The following is a 7,819-nucleotide window of genomic DNA, read 5'->3' on the forward strand; positions in this document are numbered from 1 at the left end:
CTTAACATTTATTCAGCGTTAAGTGGAGAACTCGATGGCACAGGTCGCGATAATTACCGCCTCCGATTCGGGGATCGGCAAAGAGTGCGCGTTATTACTGGCGCAGCAGGGGTTTGATATTGGCATTACCTGGCACTCAGATGAAGAAGGGGCAAAAGATACCGCGCGTAAGGTGGTTAGCCACGGCGTACGTGCGGAGATCGTGCAACTGGATCTCGGCAATCTACCAGAAGGGGCGCTGGCGCTGGAGAAACTTATTCAACGGCTGGGGCGTATTGATGTGCTGGTGAATAATGCGGGCGCAATGACCAAAGCGCCGTTTCTTGATATGGCTTTCGATGAGTGGCGCAAGATTTTTACCGTTGATGTCGATGGCGCATTTTTATGCTCGCAAATTGCGGCTCGTCAGATGGTGAAACAAGGGCAGGGCGGTCGCATCATCAACATTACGTCGGTGCATGAACATACGCCGTTGCCGGATGCCAGCGCCTACACAGCCGCTAAACATGCGCTCGGTGGGTTAACCAAAACGATGGCGCTGGAGCTGGTCAGGCATAAGATTTTGGTGAACGCAGTCGCACCTGGGGCGATCGCCACGCCAATGAACGGCATGGATGGCGGCGACGTGAAGCCTGACGCGGAGCCTTCGATTCCCTTGCGACGTTTTGGCACAACGCATGAGATTGCCAGCCTGGTGGTATGGCTTTGTTCGGAGGGCGCAAATTACACCACCGGGCAGTCGTTGATAGTGGATGGCGGCTTTATGTTGGCGAATCCGCAGTTCAACCCAGAATAGCGCAGTGAGGTGCGTGGTTATTTCATTGGGTTAGGCCAGATAAGACACGCCAGCGTCGCATCAGGCATGGTGCACCGGATGTCGGATGCGGCGCGAACACCTTATCCAGGGCAATGGTTTTACGCCTGATGATCCGGCTTTTTCTTCCCGCGCCGTTTCAGCCACCAGCGCACGCCTACCACCAGAACCACGACCAGAATCAACCAGACCCAGTGCTTCAAATGCTGGTCGAGATTGTGCAACCACGGCGCAATCACCTGCCCACCAGCGTAACCGATAGTGGTAAAAATCAGCGACCAGGCAAATGCGCCGAGAATATTCAGCGGCAGAAAGATTTTCGGCGGCAGCTGGCTGGCACCAATCAGCGTCGGGCCAATGACCCGAAAGCCATACATAAAACGCGTACCAATGACAAACAGATACGGATGGCGTTGGATAAGTTTCTGCGCCCGCTCAATTTTATCCTGATGTTTCGAGAAACGGCGTAATAGCTTGCCGCCAAACCGCCGCCCGCACAGATAAAGCACCTGGTCGCCAATCATGCCGCCAAGCGCCACAGAAAGTACCACCAGCGGGAACTTTAATAGCCCCTGATGTGCCGCAACGCCTCCCAGCAAAGTCACGGTTTCACCTTCCGCCAGGCTACCGATCACCAGCGCGGCATAACCATATTGTGAGATGAGTGTATTGAGATCCATAAGCCAGTCTGTCTCCCTTTGCTTGCCTGTAAGCATACACCCTGTGAATCATTCACGCTGAAAAAGGACGTACACAGACGGTGCAAATTACATGAGCGAACAAAAAATAATCACAAGCTGACTTATACTTGAACTGTCAGGTTCATGAACTCACAACAAGGGGGCGGTATGAGCCATGTCTGGGGACTGTTTTCCCATCCCGATCGTGAAATGCAGGTGATTAATCGCGAAAACGAAACGATTTCTCATCACTACACCCACCACGTTTTGCTGATGGCGGCGATTCCGGTGATTTGCGCCTTCATTGGCACTACACAGATTGGCTGGAATTTTGGCGATGGCACTATCCTGAAGTTATCCTGGTTTACCGGACTGGCGCTGGCTGTCTTGTTTTACGGCGTTATGCTGGCTGGGGTTGCGGTGATGGGGCGGGTCATCTGGTGGATGGCGCGTAATTATCCGCAGCGTCCGTCACTTGCGCACTGCATGGTCTTCGCGGGCTACGTTGCAACTCCGCTGTTTTTAAGCGGTCTGGTGGCGCTTTACCCGCTGGTCTGGTTGTGTGCGCTGGTCGGCACGGTGGCGCTGTTTTACACCGGCTACCTGCTGTATCTCGGTATTCCGAGCTTCCTGAATATCAACAAAGAGGAAGGACTTAGCTTCTCCAGTTCGACACTGGCGATAGGCGTGCTGGTGCTGGAAGTGCTGCTCGCCCTTACCGTTATACTATGGGGCTACGGTTATCGTTTGTTCTAGAAAGTTCTTTTGCGCTGCATTGCTGGCGTAAATGTCAGCAATGCAGCATTTCCTCACGATTCTTCTTTGACGATCGCACTTTTTGCTCGTTATGATGGCGTCGCTAGCCTCAGTAAATCCTTACTCCGGCGGTGCGCAACCCGTGCGCGTGAACCACTATCTGAATGCTCATCATGCCGAAATTTCGAGTTTCTTTATTTAGCCTGGCCCTGATGCTGGCTGTGCCTTTGGCACCGCAGGCCGTTGCGAAAACGGCAGCCGCTACCACCGCTTCACAGCCGGAAATTGCCTCCGGTAGCGCGATGATTGTTGATCTGAATACCAACAAAGTGATCTATTCGAACCACCCGGATCTGGTGCGTCCGATTGCGTCTATCAGCAAATTAATGACCGCGATGGTTGTGCTGGATGCACGACTGCCGCTGGATGAAAAACTTAAAGTGGATATCAGCCAGACGCCGGAGATGAAAGGGGTCTATTCGCGCGTACGACTAAACAGCGAAATCAGCCGTAAAGATATGCTGTTGCTGGCGCTGATGTCTTCAGAAAACCGCGCGGCGGCAAGCCTTGCGCACCATTATCCCGGTGGTTACAAAGCCTTTATTAAGGCGATGAATGCGAAAGCGAAATCGCTCGGAATGAACAACACGCGCTTTGTTGAACCGACCGGATTGTCGGTGCATAACGTTTCAACCGCCCGTGACTTAACCAAACTGCTCATTGCCAGCATACAATATCCGTTGATCGGGCAGTTAAGTACCACCCGGGAAGATATGGCAACCTTCTCTAACCCGACGTATACGCTGCCGTTCCGCAATACTAACCATCTGGTGTATCGCGATAACTGGAATATTCAGCTAACCAAAACCGGTTTTACCAATGCGGCGGGCCATTGTCTGGTGATGCGTACGGTTATCAATAATAAACCGGTGGCGCTGGTAGTGATGGACGCGTTTGGCAAATATACCCATTTTGCCGATGCCAGCCGCCTGCGTACCTGGATTGAGACCGGTAAAGTGATGCCTGTTCCGGCAGCAGCGTTAAGCTATAAAAAACAAAAAGCCGCCCAAATGGCGGCGGCGGGGCAGACGGCACAGAACGATTAAGTGAATTACGGATGGCGATACTCTGCCATCCGTAATTTTTACTCCACTTCCTGCCAGTTTTTCCGCTTACTGGTTTTACCGATCCCCGGATTCATACTGTTGGTCGGATCGTTCTCGCGATAGAACTTCTGCAATGTCTCCGGTGCTTTATACAAATGACCGACGTTATGCTCGGCAGGGTATTGCGCGCCGCGCTGCTGTAGCAGTTCCAGCATCTGTTCTTTCAACGCATGCACATCCACGCCTTTTTTAACGATGTAATCCTGATGGAAGACATAGCACATAAAATGGCCGTAATAGAGCTTGTGCACCAGTTGGCTGTCGATCTCCGGCGGTAAATGCTCATACCATTCGGTGTCGTTACGCCGCAGAGCGATATCCAGCGCCAGAATGTCTTCGACTTCATCGGAATGCACAGCCTGATAACGAATTGCTGCGCCCGCAGCGGCGAAACGGTGTAAAAACGCTTTGCTGCCTTCCTCCGGCGTACAGACAAAGAAATCGCCCTCGGCCTGTTTGAAATAATCCACCAGCCACGATTTGGCTTCACCGACGCCATCGCCCGCCATTTTTAACAGCAGATGATGCTCGTATTTATCGCGCCAGTTTTTCATGCGTGGCGGTAAATGGCTGGGGAACAGGTGACCGAATTTTTGCATTGCACGGTCGGTAAAATGCGGACGGAAGAATTTCACTTTCTCCAGCATCGCATCGGTGCGTCCCTTGAGATTAAAGAAGAACGGCATCTTGTCGGTGCCTAACTTATCAATCATCAGGAAGGTGTCTTTGCCGTATTTTTCCGCAATATCGTAGATATCCCGGTGCATATATTCCCCGGCAACCGGTAGATTTTCGAAATTAGCCAGAATATGACGGCGGATTTCGGTCAGTACTTCCGGCTGGTTGGTGCCGATATAAAACACCTGCTGATTTTTTTCCGCTTCGAAGGTATCAAGACGTACCGCAAAGACGGCCAGCTTCCCGGCGCAACCAGAAGATTCAAATAACCGATCCGGATCGGCGTTATAACGTGCGGGCGTGTCGGCTTCAATATCACGAACGCGGTGGACATAGTCATAATCGTGGGCGTGACGACCATCGTGACGCACATCGTCATCTTTTATGCGATCGTCATCCAGCTTGCTAAGGATCTGCTCCGGCGTTTCGCCCAGATCAATCCCGAGATGGTTCACCAGCGTCAGTTTGCCATCTTCATTTATACGCGCGAATAACGACATTTCGGTATACGCCGGGCCACGTTGCACCAGCGAGCCGCCGGAGTTGTTACAAATACCGCCGATGACCGATGCGCCTATACACGATGATCCAATCACCGAGTGCGGTTCGCGTCCCAGCGGTTTGAGGGCTTTTTCCAGCGAATAGAGCGTGGTGCCAGGATAGGCCAGCACCTGTTCGCCCTTACCGAGAACGTGCAACTTGTCGAGACGCAGGGTGCTGATGATCACGATATCGCGATCATAGTCGTTACCGTTTGGCGTCGATCCTTCGGTCAGACCTGTATTGGCGGCCTGCATCAGAATAATTTTGTCGGCGGTGACGCAGGCTTTCAGCACCCGCCACAATTCCAGTAGTGAGCCAGGGAAAACGACAGCCAGCGCGTCGCCCTGACCAGAACGGAAGCCCTTGCGATAGCGGGCCGTTTTTGCGGGATCGGTGAGCAGGTGTGAATGACCGACCAGACGGGCAAGTTCATTCAAAAAGGCTTTATTATCAGTTGTTGTCATGGAAGACATTTTCCACTCCTTGTGGTGGCGAAAAAATATCACAAACTAGAATAGCGCCTTGTATGACAATTCAGCGAGTGAATATTTTGAAAATTCAGACAATAAACTGAGCATTCTTTTTCTCTCTCTATCATGCTTATGGCAAACTACGGTTTTTGCACCATTTTCGCTGCCTCGTCGGGCAACAGAGGAAGAAAAATCCATATGAAATGGCTATGTTCAGTAGGAATCGCGGTGAGTCTGGCCCTGCAGCCAGCACTGGCGGATGATTTATTCGGCAACCATCCATTAACGCCCGAAGCGCGGGATGCGTTCGTCACCGAACTGCTTAAGAAAATGACAGTTGATGAGAAAATTGGTCAGCTGCGTTTAATCAGCGTCGGCCCGGATAATCCGAAAGAGGCGATCCGCGAGATGATCAAAGACGGGCAGGTTGGGGCGATTTTCAACACCGTAACCCGTCAGGATATCCGCGCCATGCAGGATCAGGTGATGGAATTAAGCCGCCTGAAAATTCCTCTTTTCTTTGCTTACGACGTGCTGCACGGTCAGCGCACGGTGTTCCCAATTAGCCTCGGTCTGGCCTCGTCTTTTAACCTCGATGCGGTGAAAACAGTCGGGCGTGTCTCTGCTTATGAAGCGGCAGATGATGGCCTGAATATGACCTGGGCACCGATGGTCGATGTTTCGCGCGATCCGCGCTGGGGACGTGCTTCCGAAGGTTTTGGCGAAGATACGTATCTCACCTCAATAATGGGTAAAACCATGGTGCAAGCGATGCAGGGTAAAAGTCCGGCAGATCGCTACTCGGTGATGACCAGCGTCAAACACTTTGCCGCTTACGGCGCGGTAGAAGGCGGTAAAGAGTACAACACCGTCGATATGAGTCCGCAGCGCCTGTTTAATGATTATATGCCGCCGTACAAAGCGGGGCTGGACGCAGGCAGCGGCGCGGTGATGGTGGCGCTGAACTCGCTGAACGGCACGCCAGCCACCTCCGACTCCTGGCTGCTGAAAGATGTTCTGCGCGACCAGTGGGGCTTTAAAGGCATCACCGTTTCCGATCACGGCGCAATCAAAGAGCTGATTAAACATGGCACAGCGGCAGACCCGGAAGATGCGGTGCGCGTGGCGCTGAAATCCGGCATCAACATGAGTATGAGCGACGAGTATTACTCGAAGTATCTGCCTGGGTTGATCAAATCCGGCAAAGTGACGATGGAAGAGCTGGATGACGCTGCCCGTCATGTACTGAACGTTAAATATGATATGGGGTTGTTTAACGACCCGTACAGCCATCTCGGTCCGAAAGAGTCTGACCCGGTGGATACCAATGCCGAAAACCGCCTGCACCGCAAAGAAGCGCGTGAAGTGGCACGCGAAAGCCTGGTGTTGCTGAAAAACCGTCTCGAAACGTTACCGCTGAAAAAATCAGCCACCATTGCGGTGGTTGGCCCGCTGGCAGACAGCAAGCGTGACGTGATGGGCAGCTGGTCGGCAGCAGGTGTCGCCGATCAATCTGTTACTGTGCTAACAGGGATTAAAAACGCCGTCGGTGAAAACGGTAAAGTGCTGTACGCCAAAGGGGCGAACGTCACCAGTGACAAAGGCATTATCGATTTCCTGAATCAGTATGAAGAGGCGGTCAAAGTCGACCCGCGCTCGCCGCAAGAGATGATTGATGAAGCGGTGCAAACCGCGAAGCAATCTGATGTGGTGGTGGCTGTGGTCGGTGAAGCTCAGGGGATGGCGCACGAGGCCTCCAGCCGTACCGATATCACTATTCCGCAAAGCCAACGTGACTTGATTGCGGCGCTGAAAGCCACCGGTAAACCGCTGGTGCTGGTGCTGATGAACGGGCGTCCGCTGGCGCTGGTGAAAGAAGATCAGCAGGCGGATGCGATTCTGGAAACCTGGTTTGCGGGGACTGAAGGCGGTAATGCAATTGCCGATGTATTGTTTGGCGATTACAACCCGTCCGGCAAGCTGCCGATGTCCTTCCCGCGTTCTGTCGGGCAGATCCCGGTGTACTACAGTCATCTGAATACCGGTCGCCCGTATAATGCCGACAAGCCGAACAAATACACTTCGCGTTATTTTGATGAAGCTAACGGGGCGCTTTATCCGTTCGGCTATGGTCTGAGCTATACCACTTTCACCGTCTCTGATGTGAAACTTTCTGCGCCGACCATGAAGCGTGACGGCAAAGTGACCGCCAGCGTGCAGGTGACGAACACCGGTAAGCGCGAAGGGGCGACGGTAGTTCAGATGTACCTGCAGGATGTGACGGCTTCCATGAGTCGCCCGGTAAAACAGCTGAAAGGCTTTGAGAAAATCACCCTGAAACCGGGCGAAACCCAGACCGTCAGCTTCCCGATTGATATCGAGGCGCTGAAGTTCTGGAATCAACAGATGAAATATGACGCCGAGCCTGGCAAGTTCAATGTCTTTATCGGCACTGATTCCGCACGCGTTAAGAAAGGCGAGTTTGAGTTGCTGTAATGCTTTAGCAAGGGCGCGACGTTTGCGCCCTTTGCCTGATGTTCATATCTTAACTTGCTGAATTTTCGCCCTTTGTAGGCCGGATAAGGCGCTCTGAACTGCACCCCAAATGTTGGACATAATCTGACATCTGAAGGTGCAGTTTATGAAACATTCATTTGAAGTAAAACTTGCCGCTGTAAATCATTACCTGGCTGGTCATGCAGGCATCATTTC

At 52.5% G+C, this 7,819-nt stretch carries 6 protein-coding genes; 4 read left to right on the top strand and 2 right to left on the bottom strand.

Features of this window, described 5'->3' with window-relative positions; translation table 11 throughout:
• Positions 1-34: 34 nt before the first annotated feature.
• Entirely contained in the window at positions 35-796 is a 762-nt protein-coding gene (locus ACJHX7_RS08395) for an SDR family oxidoreductase (RefSeq protein WP_032171577.1), read from the top strand.
• A gap of 119 nt (positions 797-915) precedes the next feature.
• Here ACJHX7_RS08395 and ACJHX7_RS08400 read toward each other — a convergent pair whose 3' ends face one another.
• Positions 916-1,494, bottom strand: a complete 579-nt coding sequence (locus ACJHX7_RS08400) for a DedA family protein (protein ID WP_001297891.1) — start codon at positions 1,492-1,494, stop codon at positions 916-918.
• Positions 1,495-1,662: 168 nt separating this feature from the next.
• Here ACJHX7_RS08400 and ACJHX7_RS08405 point away from each other — a divergent pair, with 168 nt between their 5' ends.
• The gene (locus tag ACJHX7_RS08405) at positions 1,663-2,250 is read left to right on the top strand and encodes a Yip1 family protein (RefSeq protein ID WP_001295454.1); all 588 of its coding nucleotides are present in this window, start codon (positions 1,663-1,665) and stop codon (positions 2,248-2,250) included.
• A gap of 173 nt (positions 2,251-2,423) precedes the next feature.
• Positions 2,424-3,356 (top strand): D-alanyl-D-alanine endopeptidase, encoded by a 933-nt coding sequence (gene pbpG / locus ACJHX7_RS08410; RefSeq protein WP_094029721.1) that lies wholly within the window; start codon positions 2,424-2,426, stop codon positions 3,354-3,356.
• Between the two features lie 38 nt (positions 3,357-3,394).
• On the opposite strand, the gene dld is transcribed toward pbpG, so the two are convergent.
• Positions 3,395-5,110, bottom strand: a complete 1,716-nt coding sequence (gene dld / locus ACJHX7_RS08415; RefSeq protein ID WP_000097369.1) for a D-lactate dehydrogenase — start codon at positions 5,108-5,110, stop codon at positions 3,395-3,397.
• 195 nt (positions 5,111-5,305) lie between these two features.
• Between dld and bglX the strand changes: the two genes are divergently transcribed.
• Positions 5,306-7,603, top strand: coding sequence for a beta-glucosidase BglX (gene bglX, locus ACJHX7_RS08420; protein WP_032171576.1), 2,298 nt, complete (start codon positions 5,306-5,308; stop codon positions 7,601-7,603).
• Positions 7,604-7,819: the final 216 nt, after the last annotated feature.

Source organism: Escherichia sp. WS1451 (assembly GCF_046487365.1).
Taxonomy (GTDB): Bacteria; Pseudomonadota; Gammaproteobacteria; order Enterobacterales; family Enterobacteriaceae; genus Escherichia; species Escherichia coli.

What these genes read in the sequence shown, in the direction of transcription:
- ACJHX7_RS08395 (WP_032171577.1), top strand. Translation starts at nt 35, where the DNA reads ATGGCACAGGTCGCGATAATTACCGCCTCCGATTCGGGGATCGGCAAA.
- ACJHX7_RS08405 (WP_001295454.1), top strand. Translation starts at nt 1,663, where the DNA reads ATGAGCCATGTCTGGGGACTGTTTTCCCATCCCGATCGTGAAATGCAG.
- bglX (WP_032171576.1), top strand. Translation starts at nt 5,306, where the DNA reads ATGAAATGGCTATGTTCAGTAGGAATCGCGGTGAGTCTGGCCCTGCAG.
- dld (WP_000097369.1), bottom strand. Translation starts at nt 5,110, where the DNA reads ATGTCTTCCATGACAACAACTGATAATAAAGCCTTTTTGAATGAACTT.
- ACJHX7_RS08400 (WP_001297891.1), bottom strand. Translation starts at nt 1,494, where the DNA reads ATGGATCTCAATACACTCATCTCACAATATGGTTATGCCGCGCTGGTG.
- pbpG (WP_094029721.1), top strand. Translation starts at nt 2,424, where the DNA reads ATGCCGAAATTTCGAGTTTCTTTATTTAGCCTGGCCCTGATGCTGGCT.